This is a genomic window from bacterium Scap17 (genome assembly GCA_013376735.1).
Taxonomy (GTDB): Bacteria; Pseudomonadota; Gammaproteobacteria; order Pseudomonadales; family Halomonadaceae; genus Cobetia.
The window spans coordinates 57,006-75,949 of record VINJ01000001.1; the positions used below are offsets into that span (position 1 = coordinate 57,006).

General features: G+C 64.1%; 18 protein-coding genes. 14 read left to right on the forward strand and 4 right to left on the reverse strand.

The genetic code is table 11. The features are described from left to right. Positions 1-149: 149 nt before the first annotated feature. From FLM52_00245 to FLM52_00255, 3 genes are all read right to left on the reverse strand, one after another. Positions 150-1,532 (reverse strand): S41 family peptidase, encoded by a 1,383-nt coding sequence (locus tag FLM52_00245; GenBank protein NVN54251.1) that lies wholly within the window; start codon positions 1,530-1,532, stop codon positions 150-152. 250 nt (positions 1,533-1,782) lie between these two features. Further along, positions 1,783-3,105 carry a peptidoglycan DD-metalloendopeptidase family protein gene (locus FLM52_00250; protein NVN54252.1) on the reverse strand — a complete coding sequence of 441 codons (1,323 nt, stop codon included), beginning with the start codon at positions 3,103-3,105 and terminating at the stop codon, positions 1,783-1,785. Further along, positions 3,071-4,633, reverse strand: coding sequence for a 2,3-bisphosphoglycerate-independent phosphoglycerate mutase (locus tag FLM52_00255; protein NVN54253.1), 1,563 nt, complete (start codon positions 4,631-4,633; stop codon positions 3,071-3,073). The genes FLM52_00250 and FLM52_00255 overlap by 35 nt, the downstream gene beginning before the upstream one ends. A gap of 437 nt (positions 4,634-5,070) precedes the next feature. Between FLM52_00255 and FLM52_00260 the strand changes: the two genes are divergently transcribed. From FLM52_00260 to FLM52_00310, 11 genes are all read left to right on the forward strand, one after another. Continuing rightward, complete coding sequence (locus FLM52_00260) at positions 5,071-5,490, forward strand: rhodanese-like domain-containing protein (GenBank protein NVN54254.1); 420 nt, start codon at positions 5,071-5,073, stop codon at positions 5,488-5,490. A 126-nt stretch (positions 5,491-5,616) separates the two neighbouring features. Further along, positions 5,617-6,120, forward strand: a complete 504-nt coding sequence (gene secB / locus FLM52_00265; GenBank protein NVN54255.1) for a protein-export chaperone SecB — start codon at positions 5,617-5,619, stop codon at positions 6,118-6,120. Positions 6,121-6,285: 165 nt separating this feature from the next. After that, positions 6,286-7,032: a 16S rRNA (uracil(1498)-N(3))-methyltransferase gene (locus FLM52_00270; GenBank protein ID NVN54256.1), complete on the forward strand. Its 747-nt coding sequence runs from the start codon at positions 6,286-6,288 to the stop codon at positions 7,030-7,032. A gap of 212 nt (positions 7,033-7,244) precedes the next feature. Next, positions 7,245-8,216, forward strand: a complete 972-nt coding sequence (gshB, locus tag FLM52_00275; GenBank protein ID NVN54257.1) for a glutathione synthase — start codon at positions 7,245-7,247, stop codon at positions 8,214-8,216. 107 nt (positions 8,217-8,323) lie between these two features. Continuing rightward, entirely contained in the window at positions 8,324-9,238 is a 915-nt protein-coding gene (locus FLM52_00280; protein ID NVN54258.1) for an energy transducer TonB, read from the forward strand. 15 nt (positions 9,239-9,253) lie between these two features. Then, positions 9,254-9,811 (forward strand): YqgE/AlgH family protein, encoded by a 558-nt coding sequence (locus FLM52_00285; protein NVN54259.1) that lies wholly within the window; start codon positions 9,254-9,256, stop codon positions 9,809-9,811. Further along, complete coding sequence (ruvX, locus tag FLM52_00290) at positions 9,804-10,259, forward strand: Holliday junction resolvase RuvX (GenBank protein ID NVN54260.1); 456 nt, start codon at positions 9,804-9,806, stop codon at positions 10,257-10,259. Before FLM52_00285 ends, ruvX begins: the two co-directional genes overlap by 8 nt. 98 nt (positions 10,260-10,357) lie before the next feature. Then, positions 10,358-10,891, forward strand: a complete 534-nt coding sequence (pyrR, locus tag FLM52_00295; protein NVN54261.1) for a bifunctional pyr operon transcriptional regulator/uracil phosphoribosyltransferase PyrR — start codon at positions 10,358-10,360, stop codon at positions 10,889-10,891. After that, the gene (locus tag FLM52_00300; GenBank protein ID NVN54262.1) at positions 10,888-11,940 is read left to right on the forward strand and encodes an aspartate carbamoyltransferase catalytic subunit; all 1,053 of its coding nucleotides are present in this window, start codon (positions 10,888-10,890) and stop codon (positions 11,938-11,940) included. Before pyrR ends, FLM52_00300 begins: the two co-directional genes overlap by 4 nt. Further along, positions 11,937-13,202: a dihydroorotase gene (locus FLM52_00305; protein ID NVN54263.1), complete on the forward strand. Its 1,266-nt coding sequence runs from the start codon at positions 11,937-11,939 to the stop codon at positions 13,200-13,202. The genes FLM52_00300 and FLM52_00305 overlap by 4 nt, the downstream gene beginning before the upstream one ends. Positions 13,203-13,510: 308 nt before the next feature. Then, entirely contained in the window at positions 13,511-13,696 is a 186-nt protein-coding gene (locus FLM52_00310; GenBank protein ID NVN54264.1) for a 4-oxalocrotonate tautomerase, read from the forward strand. A 290-nt stretch (positions 13,697-13,986) separates the two neighbouring features. On the opposite strand, the gene serA is transcribed toward FLM52_00310, so the two are convergent. Next, positions 13,987-15,237, reverse strand: a complete 1,251-nt coding sequence (serA, locus tag FLM52_00315; protein NVN54265.1) for a phosphoglycerate dehydrogenase — start codon at positions 15,235-15,237, stop codon at positions 13,987-13,989. Between the two features lie 321 nt (positions 15,238-15,558). Here serA and xseB point away from each other — a divergent pair, with 321 nt between their 5' ends. Genes xseB through FLM52_00330 form a run of 3 tightly spaced genes read left to right on the forward strand, consistent with a single transcriptional unit; the run spans position 15,559 to position 18,710 of the window. Beyond that, positions 15,559-15,843, forward strand: coding sequence for an exodeoxyribonuclease VII small subunit (xseB, locus tag FLM52_00320; protein NVN54266.1), 285 nt, complete (start codon positions 15,559-15,561; stop codon positions 15,841-15,843). Further along, positions 15,843-16,775, forward strand: a complete 933-nt coding sequence (locus FLM52_00325) for a geranyl transferase (GenBank protein NVN54267.1) — start codon at positions 15,843-15,845, stop codon at positions 16,773-16,775. Before xseB ends, FLM52_00325 begins: the two co-directional genes overlap by 1 nt. A gap of 12 nt (positions 16,776-16,787) precedes the next feature. Then, positions 16,788-18,710 carry a 1-deoxy-D-xylulose-5-phosphate synthase gene (locus tag FLM52_00330; protein ID NVN54268.1) on the forward strand — a complete coding sequence of 641 codons (1,923 nt, stop codon included), beginning with the start codon at positions 16,788-16,790 and terminating at the stop codon, positions 18,708-18,710. The last annotated feature ends 234 nt before the right edge of the window (positions 18,711-18,944 follow it).

Below are 18,944 nucleotides of genomic sequence, written 5' to 3' on the forward strand. Positions count from 1 at the left end.
GTGGTCACAGGATGGCCGATCGCTGCCACACATGCCGCTATATGCCTCTATACAAGTGCGCATGTCATGCCCCCTGCAACGACAAGGCCCCGCCATCTGGCGGGGCCTTGTCGTTGTGGCCTGATGATCTGCCGATCATGGCGTGATGCTTACTCGTCGCTTGTGGACACGGTGGCCTTGAGCGCCGCGCTGCGTCCCAGCACGTTCATGCCCTTGAGCAGATTGAGCGCCTCACCCAGCTGATAGTCACTTTCTGCCACTACCGGGCTGTCGGGTGCCTTGCTGCCGGAGGACTCGCTGGCGGCGTTGGCATTGTCGAGGCGCCCCTCGAGGTCAGCCTCACGCACGCTGAAGTCACGGCGCGTGTCGCGCTCGAGACGGCCGCGCACGACCTCGACATCCGGGCGGATGCCCTCTGCCTGGATCGAGCGACCGCTGGGCGTGAAGTAGAGCGCAGTGGTCAGCTTGAGCCCATCGCCATTGCCCAGCGGCATCACCGTCTGGACCGAGCCCTTGCCGAAGCTGTCGGTGCCCATGATGATGGCGCGGTGTTGGTCCTGCAGTGCGCCGGACACGATTTCCGCGGCCGAGGCCGTGCCGCCATTGATCAGTACCACCAGCGGGGTGTCGCCCGCTGGGGTATCGGGCTTGGCCGAGAAGGACAGTTCGCTGTCGGGCAGGCGGCCTTCGGTATAGACGATGCGGCCGCTGGACAGGAACAGGTCACTGATCTCGACCGCCGCGGAGAGTAGCCCACCGGGGTTGTTGCGCAGATCCAGCACCAGCCCCTTGAGCGGCTCACCATCGTTGTCTTCCTGCAGTCTGGCCAGCGCCGTGTGGGCCTCGTCACCGGTCGCGCTCTGGAACTGGCTGATGCGCAGATAGCCATAGCCCGGATCCAACAGGCGCTGACTGACGCTGCTGCTCTTGATGATGGCGCGTTCCAGCACCACTTCGCGCGGCATGTCGGCGCCCTCGGACAGAATCAGCAGCCGAATGCGAGAGCCTGCCTCACCGCGCATCAACTTGACCGACTCCGACATCGACAGGCCATCCAGCGGCGCATTGTCGATCTTGAGGATGACGTCTCGCGGCTGCAGGCCCGCGCGCGCCGCCGGGGTGTCATCGATGGGGGCGATGACGGTCAGCTGGCCATCGTCGCCGGTGCCGACCTCGATACCGATGCCGCCAAACTCGCCGTCGGTATTCTCGCGCAGGTCCTGCCAGTCTTCCTGATCCAGATAGGCGGAGTGCGGGTCCAGCCCTTCGAGCATGCCGCGCATGGCATTCTTGAGCAGCGTGCGGTCATCGACCTGATCGACGTAGGTGCGCTTGATGCGCTCGAAGACCTCGGCGAAGGTGCGCAGCTCATCCAGCGGCAGGTCCGTGCCCTGACGGGCATCCTGAGCGCTGTCGTAGGGAGTGACATCTTCTGCACTGGCCGGCAGTCCGCCACCCAGCAGGGCAAGGCTCAGCGGCACGCTGACCGCCAGCTGACGCAGGCGGCGCGGGGCAGGACGGAACGGCGACATTGCAGACATGCGATTTCCTTCTCGACGGATACTGACACGACAGGTACGGACTCGACTGGTACCGAAATGCGCTGAGCGCCGGGGCCGGATGTCGAGGCATGGCATGGGGAACACCGCCCAGCATGCTCGCAGTCACAGGCTACTGCGAGCATATCCCGCGCGAGTGCCTGGCGACTAGCCCGCTGGCTAGCGGTGGCGTTCAGCGCTGACTGACAATCAGGCGATGCGCGAGGTGCCGCTGCCAGGCACTTCAGCGGCGCGCGAGCCAGCGACTCGGGTCTGTCGGCTGACCGCTGCGGCGCACTTCGAAATAGAGCGCCGGGCCATCGCGCCCGCCGCTGCTGCCGACGCTGCCCAGTTGCTGGCCACGTGACAGGCTATCACCCGGGCCCACGCTGAAGCTTGCCAGGTGGGCGTAGAGCGTCAGCACGTTGTCGCCATGATCGAGTATCAGCAGGTTGCCATAGCCGCGCATCCAGTCCGCGAAGACCACGCGACCGGCGTGCGGCGCCGTGACGGCGGTGCCCTGCGTCGCGCGAATCAGCACGCCATCACGGTTGACGCCCTCGCCACGCCCATAGGCGGAGATCACCTTGCCTGGCGCCGGCCAGTCCATCTTGCCCATTGCACGCGTGATGCGGGTCTTGGGCGGCGGTGCGCTCTTGATCGACTTGAGGCGCTTCTCAAGGGTTTGGATCAGCTGATTGGCATGCGCGCGGTCCTGGTCCAGTTCGGCGATCTTCGCCTCATGGCTGGCATAGCGCGCATCCAGCTTGCGCAGCAGGGCGGCGCGTTCATTCTGTTGCGCGATCAGCTGACTGGCCTGCCGCTTGAGTCCTGCCTGTACGTCATCCAGGCGCGTCTGGCGGGCCAGCAGCTGCGCGCGGGTGTCGGCCAGTGACTGGTTCAGCTCGGCCAGGCGCTCCAGCGCCGCACTCCGTGATTCGCTCAGGTGGTTCAGATAGACCTGCAGGCGCTCAAGGCGTGCGGGGTCATCCTGGTTGAGCAGCAATTTCAGCTCAGGCTGACGACCGAGGCGATAGAGGGCGGCCATCTCTTCGGCGACCGCCGCCTTCTGGGCCGTCTGCTGCTGACTGAGGGCTTCACGCTTGCGCGTCAGCGCCACCAGCTGCTGCTGGATGTCATCGCGCTCATCCTCGAGCTTGCCGGTCTGCTGGCGCGTGGCGTTGAGCTGGCGCTCGATCTTCTCCAGCCCGTTGCGGGTGTCACTGCGCCGCGCTGCCGTGGCCTTGAGCTCGCCCTGCATCGCCTGGATCTCGCGCTTGAGGCGCTTGAGGTCCGCCTCGGAGGCCTGCTTCTTCTGGGTCAGGGTGGCGGTGTCGTCAGCGGCCAGCGCAGTGGCGGACGTTACGGGGGCGAGTGCCAGCGGGGCGAGACTCAGCAGCCAGGCAGACAGCACAACGCCGGAGACTCGGCTCCGGCGCTTTGAGATTCGGGGGCGGTCGCCCTGCCCGAGCGATTTGCTCGGGCAGGGCGAGAGGCATGACGCACCGAAGGGCGCGCCATGCAGCCTGCTATCAGGCCTCGGCATAATCGACCAGCACCTTGCCATCCATCTCTTCCGGCACCGACTGACCCATCATGGTCAGCAGGGTCGGGGCGAGATCGCACAGACGCCCGTCGGCGGCCAGCTTGGCATCGCGCTGCGTCACGTAGATCAGCGGCACCTCGAAAGTGGTGTGCGCGGTCTGCGGGTTGCCGGTTTCCGGGTGCACCATCTGCTCGGCGTTGCCGTGGTCGGCGGTGATCAGGCATTCGCCCCCGACCTTCTCCAGCGCCTCGACCACGCGCGCCACGCACTTGTCGAGGAACTCGACGGCCTGGACGGCAGCGTCGAACTTGCCGGTGTGGCCGACCATGTCGCCGTTGGCGTAGTTGCAGACGATGAGGTCGTAGCTGCCGGACTCGATGGCTTCCACCAGCTTGTCAGTGACTTCGCCGGCGCTCATTTCCGGCTTCTCGTCGTAGGTCTTCACGTCCTGCGGGGACGGCACGAGGATGCGCGTCTCGCCGGGATATTCCTCTTCGCGGCCACCGGAGAAGAAGAAGGTGACGTGCGCATACTTCTCGGTCTCGGCGATGCGCAGCTGGGTCAGGCCACGGTCGGACACGACCTCCCCCAGGGTATTGTGCAGCTCGGTCGGCGGGAAGGCTGCCGGCGCCGGGATGTCGGCGGCGTACTGGGTCATCATCACCAGGCCGTCGTGGGCCAGCTTGGGCGGCGTGCGCTCGAAGCCTGCGAAGTCCGGCTCGACGAAGGCGCGGGTCAGCTCGCGGGCACGGTCGGCGCGGAAGTTCATGAAGATGGCCGCATCGCCTTCCTGCATGGCGACGGAATCGCCGATACGGGTGGCGGTCACGAATTCATCGGTCTCGTCGCGCTCGTAGGCGGCAGCCAGACCGGCGACCCCGGTGGCGGCTTCATGCTCGGCTTCGCCGTTGGCGATCAGGCGGTAGGCCTGCTCGACGCGGTCCCAGCGGTTGTCGCGGTCCAGTGCGAAGTAGCGACCGACCAGCGTGGCGACACGGCCGTCTTCCAGGCCCAGACCCGCGAGGTGTTCATCGGCACGCACGATGGAGGCCTCGGCGCTCTTGGGCGCGGTGTCACGGCCATCGGTGATGGCGTGGATATAGATGCGCGTGGCGCCCCGCTCGGCGGCCAGGTCGGCCATGGCCAGGGTGTGGTCTTCGTGGGAGTGGACGCCACCCGGTGACAGCAGGCCGATCAGGTGCACGGCACGCCCGGCCTTGACGGCGGCATCGATGGGCGCGGTCAGGACGTCATTGTCCTTGAGGGCATTCTCACGCACCGCCTTGGTGATGCGCGTGAAGTCCTGATAGACGATGCGTCCGGCACCGAGGTTCATGTGGCCGACTTCGGAGTTGCCCATCTGGCCGTCCGGCAGGCCGACGAAGCCACCATCGGTGTGAATCAGTTCGCTGGGATATTCACGACGCAGGCGGTCCATCACCGGCGTGTCGGCAGCGAGGATGGCGTTGTCCTTCTCCTCTTCGCTGTGACCGTAGCCGTCCAGAATGATTAGGGCGACGGGACGCGGACCTTGTGCTTGAGCTGCCATGACTTCCTCGCTGTGATGACGAATGATCTGGGGTGAGCAGGGGCCGGGATACCAGGATGATGCTCGGCGGGTGACACATCATGCAGCTGTCATGTCCTGTGGCCATGCTGTGGCGCATCCGCGAGGCGGAGACGACATGACATGTAGTGATAAAACTACCTGCTCGTTCTGCCCTCTATTAGAGGGGTGGTAAGGTGCCGAGTGCAAGTGTCGCAAGTGTATCGCCGGGATTGGGTCGCGCTATCGGTGGATCGCTCCGGCCTGACTGAGCTGACAGCAGCCGGCGCATCGCCCGGCTACGCCTTTTTGATGCCATGCAGCGGCATTCATGCTTGGGCCTGTCATGTATAATGCTGGCTCCGTTACCTCAGGTAGCGGTCTATTTCCTTTGCCGCGTACGCGTCGGCATGCACGTCACAGCGGAGTTAGCCCGTCTCATGATCGAACAGCTGCTTCAGTTCGCGCAGAATCATCCCTTGCTGGTCGGCGCCTTCATTGCCCTGCTGGTCGCCCTCATCGTCATGGAAACCATGCGTGGCAACCACGGTGTCAGCGTCAGCGAGGCCACGCGACTGGTCAATCGCGAAGAGGGTGTCTTCATCGACATCCGCGACAGCAAGGAATTCAAGGCCGGTCATATCGCCGGTGCCGTCAATGTTCCCAGCAGTCAGCTGTCCAGCGAGACCACTCCGCTGGCCAAGTACAAGGAACGCCCGGTGATCATCGTCTGCAAGCACGGCCAGACGGCGGGACCGCTGGTGGCTCGCCTCGAGAAGGATGGCTTCAAGCAGGCCGTCAAGCTCAAGGGCGGCATGGGCCAGTGGGAAGCCGACAGCCTGCCGGTCGTGACTCGCTGAGTCGCAGGCTCGCTCGCCGAGTGTCTGCCAGCTGTCATTGCCTCCGCTGGCTGGGCAAGTTTGCGGGCCTGCTGGAAGCCGGCTCGCAACCAGGAATAAATCTCCGAACCCTCAAGGATATGTCTCATGGCTGAAGAACAGAACGCACAGGCTGCAGCAGGTGCAGAACAGGCTCAGGAACAGCTCCAGTTTGCCCTGCAGCGCATCTACGTGAAGGACGTGTCCTTCGAAGCCCCGAATTCTCCGGCGGTCTTCTCCCAGCCGTTCCAGCCGAAGGTCGCGCTGGAGCTGGACACCGAGCATCAGCAGGTCGGTGAAGAGCTGTTTGAAGTCGCCATCAAGGTCACCGCTCAGGTCACCAACGGCGAAGACAAGACCACTGCCTTCCTGGCGGAAGTCGAGCAGGCTGGTTTGTTCCGTATCGCTGGCCTGTCTGCCGAGCAGCTGGACCACACCCTGGGCGCCTTCTGCCCGAACGTGCTGTTCCCGTATGCCCGCGAAGCCATCGACAACCTGGTCAACCGCGGTAGCTTCCCTCCGCTGATGCTGGCGCCGGTCAACTTCGAGGCCATGTACGCGCAGCGCAAGCAGCGTGAAGCCCAGGGCGCCGCCGAGGCGACCGCTCACTGATCCGTGAGCCGGCCTTGATTGGCCACATGACAGGTACGACCAGCGACGGGCCCCAGTGGCCCGTCGCTGCGTTTCTGGGCGACAATGGCCGCCGCCTTGCCTGCGATGCTGCATCGACTCATCGCGGCCCACTTTCACTGCTTCTTAGTCCGCGAGACCCCGTCCATGGCCATTCGTCTGCACTGCCCCGATCTTGATCTCAATGTCAGCGCCGGGGTGTCCTTCGCGCTCCCCGAGGGGCCTGCACGCCACCTCGGGCTGGTGCTGCGCGCCAAGGTCGGCAGTGAGGCGCAGCTGTTCGATGGCCGTGGGCAGGAGGTGCGCGTGGTGCTGGAGGAGGTGACCCGCAAGGGCGTCAGCGTGCAGGTGATCGAGGCGGTGCCCAATGATCGCGAGGCACCGCTGGCGGTGCATCTGGGACAGGCGATCTCCAAGGGCGATCGCATGGATTACGCCATCCAGAAGGCCTGTGAGATGGGCGTAGCTGCCATCACGCCACTCTATACCGCGCGTGGCGACGTCAAGCTCAAGGGCGAGCGCGCCGACAAGAAGCTGGCGCACTGGCAGGGCGTGGCGGCCAGCGCCTGCGAACAGTGCGGAAGAAGTGTCGTGCCGGTCGTGCATGCCCCGGTGGCGATGACGCAGTGGCTGGCCGAGCGTGATGAGCCGCTGCGCCTGATTCTGCAGCCGGGCGGTGCCGAGGCGCTGAACGTGGCCGAGGCCGAGGGCGGCGTGGCCCGCGCCAGCCTGCTGATCGGACCGGAAGGCGGCTTCACGCAGGAGGAGGTGGCAGAAGCGGCCGCCGCCGGTTGTGAGGTGCTTGGCCTGGGGCCGCGTACCCTGCGCACCGAGACGGCACCGGTGGTGGCACTGACCTTGCTGCAGCAGCGATTTGGTGACCTGCCGCGCTGATCTTCCATCATCTGGCGCCCGGGCGGAATTGTTGATCTGCCGGCAACACAGCGTGAGCCGGCAAGGGCGTTTCGCCAGTGGTGAGCAGCACGGCGCTGCTGCATACTTGTCCCATCGCTCCCGCGCCATGGTGTCATGTCGCGACGGGAGTCTCCGTTATCCCCGCTGCCGGCCGCGTGCCGGGCTGGCAGTGTCGTCACAAGGTTGACTCAATGACTGCTCGCAAGCTCAAGATCGGCGTGGTGATGGACCCGATGTCCAGCGTCGCCTACAAGAAGGACACCACTCTGGCCATGTTGTGGGCCGCCAGCCAGCGTGGCTGGTCGCTGCACTATCTCGAGCAGGAAGATCTCTATCTCGAGAATGGTCGCGCCATGGGCCGGATGCGTGATCTGGAGGTCTACCACGACCCGGACAACTTCCATCAGCTGGGCGAGGTCGTCGCGACTCCGCTGGCCGAGCTTGACGTGATCCTGATGCGCAAGGATCCGCCCGTCGACGAACACTTCCTGAATGCCGTTCACCTGCTGGGCTTTGCCGAGCGGGAAGGCGTGCTGGTGGTCAATCCGACGGCCGCGCTGCAGACCTGCAACGAGAAGCTCTTCGCTCAGCAGTTCCCGCAGTGCATCCCGCCGACCACCGTGTCGGCCAACGACAAGGTGCTGCGTGCCTTCCATGCCGAGCATGGCAACGTGATCTTCAAGCCGCTGGATGGCATGGGTGGCAGCGGCATCTTCCACGTCGCCGAAGATGGCCGCAATCTCGGCTCGGTGATCGAGCAGCTGACGCTGCAGGGCACCCGTCAGATCATGGCCCAGCGTTATGTGCCGGAAATCAGCGCCGGCGATACGCGCATTCTGCTGGTGGATGGCGAACCGGTTCCGTTCGGCTTGGCGCGCATTCCGAGCGCCGGCGAGACGCGCGGCAACCTGGCGGCTGGCGGACGTGGTGAATCGCGTGAGCTGACTGACCGCGATTACTGGCTGATCGAGCAGGTCAAGCCGGTAGTGAAATCATTGGGTCTGATGTTCGTCGGCCTGGACGTGATCGGCGACTACATCACCGAGATCAACGTCACCAGCCCGACCTGCGTGCGCGAGATCGATACCCAGCGCGGCACTGATATCGCCGGTCTGTTGATGGATGCCATCGAAGCGCGTCTGGCGGCTCAGCCCTCCGCCTGAGCAACATCGCGGTGAGGCCGGCGTCAGTGGCTGACCCGCAATGGATTCGCAGTAAACGGCAGGGAAGCCGAAGCTGCCAATGAGGTTCCGTGGACAGGGAGTGGGGTATGGCAGCACCCGTCGAGTGGTGGGCAGGCAATCATGGCGTCACCGACCCGATCACCTATGTTCCGGTGACGCGGGGGCATCGCCGTGTGGTGGCATGGAGCGCGGCACTGGCTGTTCATGCCGTCATCGGCTGGTGGTTGCTGGGTAGCGGCCTGCTGACGCCGCCCGAGGTGCCGCCGATGCCCAAGCCGGTGATGCTCGATGTGACGCTGGTCAGTCAGGCCAGCGCCACTGCCGTCGACTCGCAGGTGGTGGCCGAGCAGGACCAGCAGGCCAGTGGCAGCGGGCGCGAGGCGGCGGTGCAGGCCGGGCCAACCAATCAGGTGCCCCCGCAGCCGGGCGAGCAGAGTGCGTCCGAGGCCAGCGAGCCGGCCGTGGCGCAAGCCCAGGCTCCGGCCACGCAGGCGCTGGTACTGCCGGAGCGCATCCCCGAGGTCATCGCGACCCAGCAGGCGTCGTCACAGCAGGTGGCGCGTTCCGAACTGCTGCCGGATACGCCGGACAACGAACAGCAGGCCAGCGAGCAGGACGTCCAGCGAGTCCAGGCCTCCGGCCAGTCACGTGAGGTGGTGGGCGACACCGCCTCACGGAAGGCGGCGCGTGCCTCGGCCCGCGCGCGCTATATCAACGACTGGACCGGCACGGTGCAAACGTTCGGCAACCAGCACTATCCGGCGCCTGCTCATCTGAGCGGCGAGCTGCGGATTCGCGCCGTCGTGCTGCCCAGCGGTCAGCTTGAGTTCGCGGAAGTGTTACAATCCTCGGGACATGCTGAACTCGACCAGGCGGCTCTGGATACGGTCTACGGCGCGGCTCCTTATGCGCCCTTTGATGAAAGTCTCAAGGGCATGAGCCAGCTGACCATCACCCGCATCTGGCGATTCGGCCCCGGCAACGATTCTGGCGCGCCCTGACGCCTCGGGAGGACCATGCAAAGTCTGCGAGACTATTTCCTGCTGGCGATGCCGCATCTCGATGATGACAATTTTTCCGGCTCGCTCAGTTACCTCTGTGATCATGATGACAAGGGCACCCTTGGTGTCATCGTCAACAAGCCGATCAAGCTGACCATGCGCGGTCTGTTCGAGCAGCTCGAGATTGCTGCCGACAGTTGTGAGCGCCTCGATGAGGTGGTCTATTACGGCGGCCCCGTCCACAAGGACCGCGGCTTCATCCTCCATCGCGGCAAGGCCAGCGAGTGGGATTCCAGCCTGCAGGTCACCGACGAGCTGGCGCTGACCACCTCGTTGGACATCCTGAAGGCGATCGCCGGCAACGAAGGCCCTGATGATTTCATGGTCTGCCTCGGCTGCGCTGGCTGGGAGCCGGACCAGCTCACCAACGAGCTGAAGGAGAACAGCTGGCTGATCGTCGAAGGCGACAGCGGCATCCTCTTCGATGCCGACAGTGAGTCCCGTCTCGAAGCGGCTGCCAGCAAGCTGGGCGTCGACATGAATCTGATGTCGCGGGAGATCGGGCATGGCTGAGCGGCAAGTCAGCCGTACGGCGCTGGCGTTCGACTTCGGCACGCGCCGTATCGGTGTCGCGGTGGGCACCGAGATGCTCGGCACCGCGACGCCTCTGGTACCGCTGCATGTGCGGGACGGCATTCCGGACTGGAATGTCGTCAATCGCCTGATCGAGGAATGGCAGCCCGACCTGTTCGTGGTCGGCCTGCCCCTTGAGCTGGATGGCAGCGAGACACTGATGTGCAGCCGAGCCCGCAAGTTCGGCAAGCGCCTGTATGGCCGCTACGGCAAGCCGCTGGAAATGTGGGACGAGCGTGGCTCCACCAAGGCGGCCAAGGGCTTGGCGCGCGAGCGCGGCCACCGCGGCAATTATCGCGATGATGGCGTGGACGGCCTCGCCGCTCAGCTGATTCTCGAGAGCTGGTTTGCAAGCCAGCGAGGCGAGGGCGACCTTGTCGGTTACTGAATACTCCACCCGCTTCCTTTCCGGAAGCGGGTTTTTTTTGTCTGTTTGCCGCCATCCGGCAGGGAAGATAGGAAGCGATATCCATGCAAGAGTCTGAGATGCACGAAGAACATGAAACGCTGCCAGAGGTCGAGGCATTGCTCGAGGCCATGACCGAAGAGCTCGAATTGCTGTTCGAGCGCCGTGAACTCGATCGTGAACGTCTGATTCCGGTCGGCATTCATACCGGCGGTGTCTGGGTCGCCCAGGCACTGCGAAAGCGGCTGGGGCTTGAGGAGCCCCTCGCGACACTGGATATCGGTTTCTGGCGCGACGACTTCGGCCACAAGGGCCTGCCGGATGGTGGCCAAGGGTCACAGCTGCCGGATATCGAGAACCGCGATCTGCTGCTGGTGGACGATGTGCTGATGAGCGGGCGTACCGTGCGCGCGGCGCTCAATGAGCTGTTCGACTATGGCCGTCCGCGCCGCGTGCTGCTGGCCTGCCTCGTAGAGCTGCCGGGGCGTGAGCTGCCGGTGCAGCCGGACGCTCTGGGTGCCAACCTGGCGCTGGCGCCAGGCAAGCGCATCAAGCTGGAAGGCCCCGACAACCTGCGTCTGACACTGGTCGATACCGGCGAGGTGACGGCATGAACCTGTTTGATCTCTCGCAGGCCAGCGCGGACGTGCGGGCTGCCTCGCCGGCACAGGTCCAGCTGGATGAGCAGGGTAGACTGCGTCACTTTCTGGATATCGAAGGCCTGCCGCGCAGCGTGCTGACCGAGATTCTCGACACCGCCGATCACTTCCGTGGCATCGGCGATGCCGAGGTCAAGAAGGTGCCGTTGCTGCGCGGGCGCACGGTGGCCAACCTGTTCTTCGAAAACTCGACCCGCACGCGTGCCACCTTCGAGCTGGCCGCCAAGCGTCTGTCGGCGGATGTGCTCAATCTGGACATCAAGACCTCATCGGCCGCCAAGGGCGAGTCGCTGATGGACACCCTGGTCAATCTCGAGGCCATGCAGGCGGATGCCTTCGTGGTGCGTCATGGCGACTCCGGTGCGGCGCATTTCATCGCCAGCCAGATCACGCCGCATGTGGCGATCATCAATGCCGGCGACGGTCGTCACGCGCACCCGACTCAGGCGATGCTCGACATGCTGACCATTCGCCGCCACAAGGGCGAGTTCGCCCATCTGCGCGTCGCGATCGTCGGTGACATCCTGCATTCACGCGTCGCTCGCTCGCAGATTCAGGCGCTCAATACGCTGGGCGCAGCGGAGGTGCGGGTGGTCGCGCCGCAGACGCTGCTGCCCATCGGGGTCGAGACGCTGGGCTGTCAGGTCTTCACTGAGCTGGCAGCAGGGCTGAAGGATGTCGATGTCGTCATCATGCTGCGCCTGCAGAAGGAGCGCATGGATGGCGCGCTGCTGCCCTCGGAATCGGAATACTACCGCCGCTATGGCCTGACCCGCGAAAGCCTGGCACACGCGCACCCTGACGCCGTGGTGATGCATCCGGGGCCGATCAACCGGGGTGTCGAGATCGAATCCGCCGTCGCGGATGGCCCGCGCTCGCTGATACTCGATCAGGTCACCAACGGTATCGCGGTGCGCATGGCGGTGCTGTCGATGGCGGTCTCCGGACAGATGAAGGCGCGCGCCGAGCGCAGGGGTGAACGTTCACGAGGAGCTGGCGCATGAAACGCAGCCTGATCAATGCACGGGTGATCGACCCGACCAACGGCCGCGATGGCCAGTACGACCTCCATCTGGACGGCGGTCGCCTGATCGCGATCGGCGAAGCGCCGGCGGGTTTCAGTGCCGAGCAGCGCGATGACCTGGCGGGCAAGCTGGTCACGCCGGCCTTCATCGATCTTGGCGCACACCTGCGCGACCCGGGCCCGCGCTACAAGGGCAGCCTGGTCAGTGAGTCGGCTGCCGCACTGGCAGGTGGCTACGCGACCATCCTGCCGCGCCCCGATACCAGCCCGGTGCTCGACAGCGCCTCGCATATTCGTACTCTGCTGGACCGCGCGCGTGATGTGGCGGGGGTGCGTCTTGCACCCTTGGGGGCACTGACGCAGGGGCTGGAAGGTGAGCTGCTTGCCAATATGGCCGCGCTCAAATCCGCAGGCTGTGTGGCACTGACCAACCTTCGCCAGCCGATACGCGATCTCGGTGTACTGCGGCGTTGTCTGGAATACGCGCGGACCTTTGATATCACCGTCGTGTTCCAGGCCCAGGAGGCCGCCTTGGCCGGGCAGGGCTGCGCCCATGAGGGTGCCATTGCCTCACGTCTCGGGCTGGCCGGCATTTCGGAATCCGCCGAGACGGTCGCCCTGACCCAGTGGCTGCTGTTGATCGAGCAGACCGGCGTGCGGGCGCATGTGTCACTGCTCTCCAGTGCACGAGCCGTGGAGCTGGTACGTGATGCCAAGGCTAGAGGACTGGATATCAGCGCGGATGTGTCGATGGCGCAATTGCACTGGACCGATGAGCAACTGGAAGGCTTCAATGCCAACTTCCATCTGGAGCCGCCACTGCGCAGCGCGGCAGACCGGGATGCACTGCGGGCCGGTGTGGTCGATGGCACCATCGACGCCATCGTCAGTGATCATCTGCCCCATGAAGCCGCTGCCAAGAGCGCGCCCTTTGCAGTGTCCGAGCCCGGTATGACCAGCCTGGAAACCATGCTGCCGCTGGGACTGGCGCTCGTGAAGGCCGAGCTGCTCAGCCTGCCTCGCCTGATCGAGACATTGACGTTCAGTGCCAGACGCTTCGGACTCAAGGGCGGCATGCTGGCAGTAGGTGAGTACTGTGATCTGGCAGTAATCGATATGGCGCATGAGTGGCGTATCTCAAGCGAGACGCTGGTCAGTGCCGGCCATAACACGCCGCTGCTTGGCATGCTGTTGAATGGTCGCGTTGAAGAGGTGCTACTGGGCGATACCTGCTACGCCTAAGCCGTGTTTCACGTGGAACATTCTGCCTGAGATATTCAACTTAAACGCGCCAACGCACTGATAACTGGGTGGTTTTTGAATGGCGTGTGTAGGGACTGGCTGTTCTATCGTAAAGCAGCCAATCTCTTTACCTGCCTATGCCGCAGAGTTGCATTACTGGGTAGCGCTTATTGTTGCCGGTAGAGGTTTCACGTGGAACATCTGCCGTAACGCCATAACTTGTCTGTTCCAATAGCGATCAAGGCGGCTGATCAGCAGGTTGATCTGGCACACGGGAAAAGAGATATAAACAACAAGGAGAGACAACCATGCCGATGATTCGTGCGGAGCTTCTGACTGGCAAGACACAGGAACAGAAGCGGGAGCTGGTGGAGGCGTTGACTCGCGAGACTGCTCGCGTGCTGGGTGTGCGTGAGCAGTCCGTCTGGGTAGTGCTGCAGGAAGTGGAGCCGGAAAACTGGGCCGTCGCTGGTACGCCATTGTCGGAGCGCTGAGAAACGCGCTGTCAGCTGGGCGCTCGATCTCAACTTGCTGATTCACAGTATGTTTTATAGGGACATGAGATGTTCCACGTGAAACACGCCCTTGGTCTTGGTCGACAGTGCCAGAGTATGGGAAGTCGGCTGAGGGATGGCAGAGGCATGAAAGGAGAGGAGTGGGAAGCAAGACACGCGACGAGCAATACGCCTGATAATCCGCAACAAAAAAACGCCGCAGCCATTTCTGGCTGCGGCGTTTTCATTTGCCTGCCCTCTGCTCCACGGCCATGAAGCAGAGCTCGGACTCAGTTCTCGAAATCAGCTTCCGAGTAGAGAGTCCGGATACGCAGGGTATGGTCAACGGTCTTGAGCGCTTCGAGCGCTTTCTTGCCATAGGCCTTGTCGACATCGATGACCACATAGCCGACCGTGTTGTTGGTCTGCAGGTACTGGCCAGAGATGTTGATGCCTTCCTCGGACAGCACCTGGTTGATGTGTGACAGCACGCCCGGGACGTTGTCGTGGATATGCAGCAGACGGTGCTTTTCGGGGTGTGCCGGCAGGGCGACTTCCGGGAAGTTGACCGAGCCGATGGTGGTGCCGTTGTCGGAGTAGGTCACCAGCTTCTCGGCGACTTCGACACCGATGTTCTCCTGGGCTTCCATGGTGGAGCCACCGACGTGCGGCGTCAGGATGACATTGTCGAACTCGCGCAGCGGAGACACGAACTCTTCGCCGTTGCCTTTCGGCTCTACCGGGAAGACATCGATGGCGGCGCCCAGCAGCTTGCCGCTGGAAAGGGCTTCGGCCAGGTCTTCGATGACGACGGTGGTGCCGCGTGCCGCATTGATGAAGACGCTGTTCTGCTTCATCAGCGCGAACTGCTGCTTGCCCATCATCCACTTGGTGGAGGGGATTTCCGGCACATGCAGGGTGACGATGTCAGCGCGCGCCAGCAGCTCTTCCAGGCTTGCCACCTGACGGGCATTGCCCATGCCGAGCTTGGTGACGGCATCGTAGTAGATGACGTCCAGGCCCAGGGATTCGCTGAGCACGGACAGCTGGGAACCGATGCTGCCGTAGCCCACGATGCCCAGCGTCTTGCCGCGGACTTCATGGCTGTTCTTGGCGGATTTCATCCACTGGCCACGATGTGCCTTGGCGCTTTTCTCCGGCACGCCGCGCATCAGCATGATGGCTTCAGCCAGTACCAGCTCGGCAACCGAGCGAGTGTTGGAGTAGGGCGCGTTGAACACGGGGATACCGCGCTTCAGTGCGGCTTCCAGGTCGACCTGGTTGGTGCCGATACAGAAGCAGCCGATGGCGGTGAGCTTCTCGGCAGCGGAGATCACGCGCTCGTTGAGCTGAGTGCGGGAACGAATGCCGATGAAGTGCACATCGCGGATCTTCTCGATCAGTTCTTCCTCGGCCAGCGAGGTCTGAAGCAGTTCGATATTGGTGTAACCCGCGTTGAGGAAACTATCCACGGCGGATTGGTGGACACCCTCGAGCAATAGAATCTTGATCTTGCTCTTGTCCAGGGACGTCTTGGCCATTGTCGGATCAACCCTCTCGCCGGTCATGCCGGCGTTTCTGTTCGTTTGGTCTTTTTCATGACCTGCTGGCGTGTCACACCTCAAGAAAATGCCAGAGAAACAGCGGGGCGTGCTGTCAACAGGGGAGCAAAGAATATCACAGCCGGCGGGGCCTCCGGATGAAATGTCCGCGTGCCGGGCATGAAAAATTCACAGCACAGCCGTTTGATGTGACTCTTCCACCGTGCGCAGGGGGTGGGCAGCGTCGTGAAGCCCTTCGGGTTATACTGGCGCTCCACACAGAGACACCGGGCCCGCCCGGTCGGATGAGCGAGAGCACCCATGGCCGAAAAGGAAGTGCCACAGGATTTCGCCGCCACCCTGGCCCGTCTTGAAGGGTTGGTGACGCGGCTCGAGGCTGGCGACATGTCGCTGGAAGCGTCACTGGGCGCTTTTGAAGAGGGCGTGAGCCTGGCGCGCGAGGCGCAGCAGCGACTCGATAGCGCCGAGTTGCGCCTGCAGGCATTGGTGGAAGGCCCGGAAGGTGCGCTGACGCCCACGGCGTTTACGGCGCCCGATGCCGCAGGCAGCATGGCGGGTGAAGCGGACGAGGAGAAGGACTGGTGATGTCAGGTGGATTGAATACGCAAGTCACGCCGACTGCATCGCAGGCCAGCGAGCTGATCCGTTCTGGACAGGCGCGCAGTGAGGCCGTGCTTGAGGCGTTGTTGACTCCCGGCAGTGCGGCGGTGAGTGAGCGTCTCGAGGACGCCATGCGCTACAGCGTGCTGGGTGGCGGCAAGCGTCTGCGCCCCGTGCTGCTGTATGCGGTGGGTCGTGCCCTGGGTTGCGATGAAGAGGCTGCTGACAGCGCTGCGCTGGACGCGGCGGCAGCGGCGCTCGAATTGGTGCATGCCTATTCGCTGGTCCACGATGACCTGCCGGCCATGGACGATGACGACCTGCGGCGTGGCCGTCCCACCGTGCATCGCGCCTTTGATGAGGCGACCGCCATTCTCGCGGGCGATGCCCTATTGACGCTCTCCTTCGAAGTGATGGCGACGACTGGCCATGTACGCACCCCTGCCCTGGTGCGTACCCTGGCCGAGGCCTCCGGGCGGCGCGGCATGGTGGCCGGTCAGGCGCTGGATCTCGAGGCGGTCGGGCAATTCCGCGAGGTAGAGGCGCTGTCACGCATGCATGCCTACAAGACCGGCGCGCTGATTCGCGCCGCGGTCCGGCTGGGCGGATTGGTGGCAGTCGACGAGCAGGATTCGCGTCTTGCTGCCCTGGAGCGCTACGCTTCGGCTATCGGCCTGGCCTTCCAGATCCAGGATGACATCCTGGACGTGACGGGCGACACCGCAACGCTTGGCAAGACGGCCGGTGCTGACGCTGCGCGCGACAAGCCGACCTACCCCTCGCTGCTTGGACTCGAAGGTGCTCAAGAGCGAGCAGGTCAGCTACTGCAAGAGGCCCTGGATGCCCTGGCACCGTTGGGAGAGGCCGCAGAGCCACTCGCGGTGCTGGCGCGCTATATGATCGAGCGAGACCACTGATTCCTGACGCCTATGAAGCTGTTTGACGAGATACCTCAGGCGCGCCCCGCGACGCCACTGCTCGATGCGGTCGAGACACCTCAAGCGCTGCGCGCCATGAGCGCGGCACAGCTGCGCCAATTGGCTGACGAACTGCGCGCCTACCTGTTGTACAGCGTCGGCTGTACCGGCGGGCACTTCGGTGCCGGGCTCGGTGTGGTCGAGCTGACCGTGGCCCTCCATCATGCGCTGGAAACGCCCCATGACCGTCTGGTGTGGGATGTGGGTCATCAGGCCTATCCGCACAAGATTCTGACCGGCCGTCGTGAAGCCATGTACAGCATGCGCCAGTACAATGGCCTGTCTGCCTTCCCCAAGCGGGCCGAGAGCGAGTTCGACACCTTCGGGGTGGGCCATTCCAGCACCTCGATCAGTGCGGCGCTGGGCATGGCGCTCGGCGCCCGCACGGCGGGTGAGTCACGGCGTGCCTGTGCGGTGATCGGCGATGGTGCCCTGACGGCTGGCATGGCGTTCGAGGCGCTGGCGCATGCCGGGCATGTGAAGGCCAATATGCTGGTCGTGCTCAACGACAATGAGATGTCGATCTCCGAGAACGTCGGCGGCCTGGCAAGTTACCTGGCACGTATTCTGGCCAGCAAGCCGTATACCCAGATGCGTGCCAACGGCAAGCGACTGCTGTCGCCCTTGCCGGGCGCGCTGGAGCTTGCCAAGCGTACCGAAGAGCACATGAAGGGCTTCATCAGCCCGGCGACGCTGTTCGAGGAGATGGGTTTCAACTACATCGGCCCCATCGACGGCCATGATCTGCCGGCGCTGGTGCAGACGTTGCGCAACATGCGTGATCTGGATGGCCCGCAGTTCCTGCATGTGGTGACGCGCAAGGGCAAGGGCTTCCTGCCGGCGGAGCGTGACCCGATCGGCTATCACGCCATTACCAAGCTCGAGAAGGCCGCGCCTCAGGCCGCCGAGCAGGCGCCTGCCGTCACCGACGCGCCGGCTCCCAAGCCGCAGAAATACTGCAGTGTCTTCGGCAACTGGCTGTGTGATGCCGCTAGCGCTGATGCGCGCGTCATCGGCATCACGCCGGCCATGCGGGAAGGCTCGGATCTGGTGCGCTTCTCGAAGGAATATCCTGATCGCTACTACGATGTCGCCATCGCGGAGCAGCACGCGGTGACAGTGGCAGCGGGCATGGCCTGTGAGGGCATGAAGCCGGTGGTGGCGATCTATTCCACCTTCCTGCAGCGTGGCTATGATCAGCTGATCCACGATGTCGCGGTGCAGAAACTGGACGTGACCTTTGCCATCGATCGTGCCGGTCTGGTCGGCGAGGACGGCCCGACGCATCACGGCAGCCTGGACATGTCCTTCCTGCGCTGCGTGCCGGAGCTGGTGCTGATGGCGCCGGCCGATGAAGCCGAGTGCCGTGGCATGCTGAGCGCGGCACTGGCGCATCCCGGGCCGGCCGCGGTGCGCTATCCGCGCGGTACCGGGCCGGGGGTGGCCACCGATGCCGACCTGACGCCAATGGCCATCGGTCAGGGGGAATACCGTCGTCGTATCAGCGGCAGCCCCGAGGTGCGTGTCGCCATCGTCGCCGTGGGCAGCATGAATACGCCGGTGGCCGAGGTCGCCGAGGCGCTGGACGCGACCCACTTCAACCTGCGCTCCATCAAGCCGCTGGATCGCGAGGCATTGCTCGAGATCGCCGCGGAGCATGACCTGGTGGTGACGGTGGAAGAAAACGCCATCGCGGGTGGCGCGGGAGCCGGCGTGGCCGAGCTTTACCTGAACGCGGGACTGGCTCAGTCAATGCTGCTGCTGGGGCTGCCGGATGGCTTCGTCGAGCATGGCAAGCCGGTCGAGCTGCTGCGTGATTGCGGTCTGGATGCCGCCGGCATCCGCGCCAGTATCGAGGCTCGCCTCGCCAGCTGACCCTGGCGGCATGCCATACCGAAACGCCTGTGGATGACTCGAGAGTTCGAGTTGTCCACAGGCGTTTTTCGTTGCATGACTGCCTGCGCCGAGACGGCGAAGGATGCATGGCATCTCCGCGACTTCCCGCCCATGCTGGATGACCATCAAGCCTCTGCTCAAGCAGCCAGGGCCTGGCCGGCGCGAAAGCCGCCACCTGCGCCAGTCACCACCGCAACGCCACGGAGTGCGCCC

Excerpts from the sequence above, each read along its gene's own strand:
- FLM52_00245 (NVN54251.1), bottom strand. The coding sequence starts at position 1,532 with ATGTCGCCGTTCCGTCCTGCCCCGCGCCGCCTGCGTCAGCTGGCGGTC.
- FLM52_00250 (NVN54252.1), bottom strand. The coding sequence starts at position 3,105 with ATGGCAAGGTGCTGGTCGATTATGCCGAGGCCTGATAGCAGGCTGCAT.
- FLM52_00255 (NVN54253.1), bottom strand. The coding sequence starts at position 4,633 with ATGGCAGCTCAAGCACAAGGTCCGCGTCCCGTCGCCCTAATCATTCTG.
- FLM52_00260 (NVN54254.1), top strand. The coding sequence starts at position 5,071 with ATGATCGAACAGCTGCTTCAGTTCGCGCAGAATCATCCCTTGCTGGTC.
- secB (NVN54255.1), top strand. The coding sequence starts at position 5,617 with ATGGCTGAAGAACAGAACGCACAGGCTGCAGCAGGTGCAGAACAGGCT.
- FLM52_00270 (NVN54256.1), top strand. The coding sequence starts at position 6,286 with ATGGCCATTCGTCTGCACTGCCCCGATCTTGATCTCAATGTCAGCGCC.
- gshB (NVN54257.1), top strand. The coding sequence starts at position 7,245 with ATGACTGCTCGCAAGCTCAAGATCGGCGTGGTGATGGACCCGATGTCC.
- FLM52_00280 (NVN54258.1), top strand. The coding sequence starts at position 8,324 with ATGGCAGCACCCGTCGAGTGGTGGGCAGGCAATCATGGCGTCACCGAC.
- FLM52_00285 (NVN54259.1), top strand. The coding sequence starts at position 9,254 with ATGCAAAGTCTGCGAGACTATTTCCTGCTGGCGATGCCGCATCTCGAT.
- ruvX (NVN54260.1), top strand. The coding sequence starts at position 9,804 with ATGGCTGAGCGGCAAGTCAGCCGTACGGCGCTGGCGTTCGACTTCGGC.
- pyrR (NVN54261.1), top strand. The coding sequence starts at position 10,358 with ATGCACGAAGAACATGAAACGCTGCCAGAGGTCGAGGCATTGCTCGAG.
- FLM52_00300 (NVN54262.1), top strand. The coding sequence starts at position 10,888 with ATGAACCTGTTTGATCTCTCGCAGGCCAGCGCGGACGTGCGGGCTGCC.
- FLM52_00305 (NVN54263.1), top strand. The coding sequence starts at position 11,937 with ATGAAACGCAGCCTGATCAATGCACGGGTGATCGACCCGACCAACGGC.
- FLM52_00310 (NVN54264.1), top strand. The coding sequence starts at position 13,511 with ATGCCGATGATTCGTGCGGAGCTTCTGACTGGCAAGACACAGGAACAG.
- serA (NVN54265.1), bottom strand. The coding sequence starts at position 15,237 with ATGGCCAAGACGTCCCTGGACAAGAGCAAGATCAAGATTCTATTGCTC.
- xseB (NVN54266.1), top strand. The coding sequence starts at position 15,559 with ATGGCCGAAAAGGAAGTGCCACAGGATTTCGCCGCCACCCTGGCCCGT.
- FLM52_00325 (NVN54267.1), top strand. The coding sequence starts at position 15,843 with ATGTCAGGTGGATTGAATACGCAAGTCACGCCGACTGCATCGCAGGCC.
- FLM52_00330 (NVN54268.1), top strand. The coding sequence starts at position 16,788 with ATGAAGCTGTTTGACGAGATACCTCAGGCGCGCCCCGCGACGCCACTG.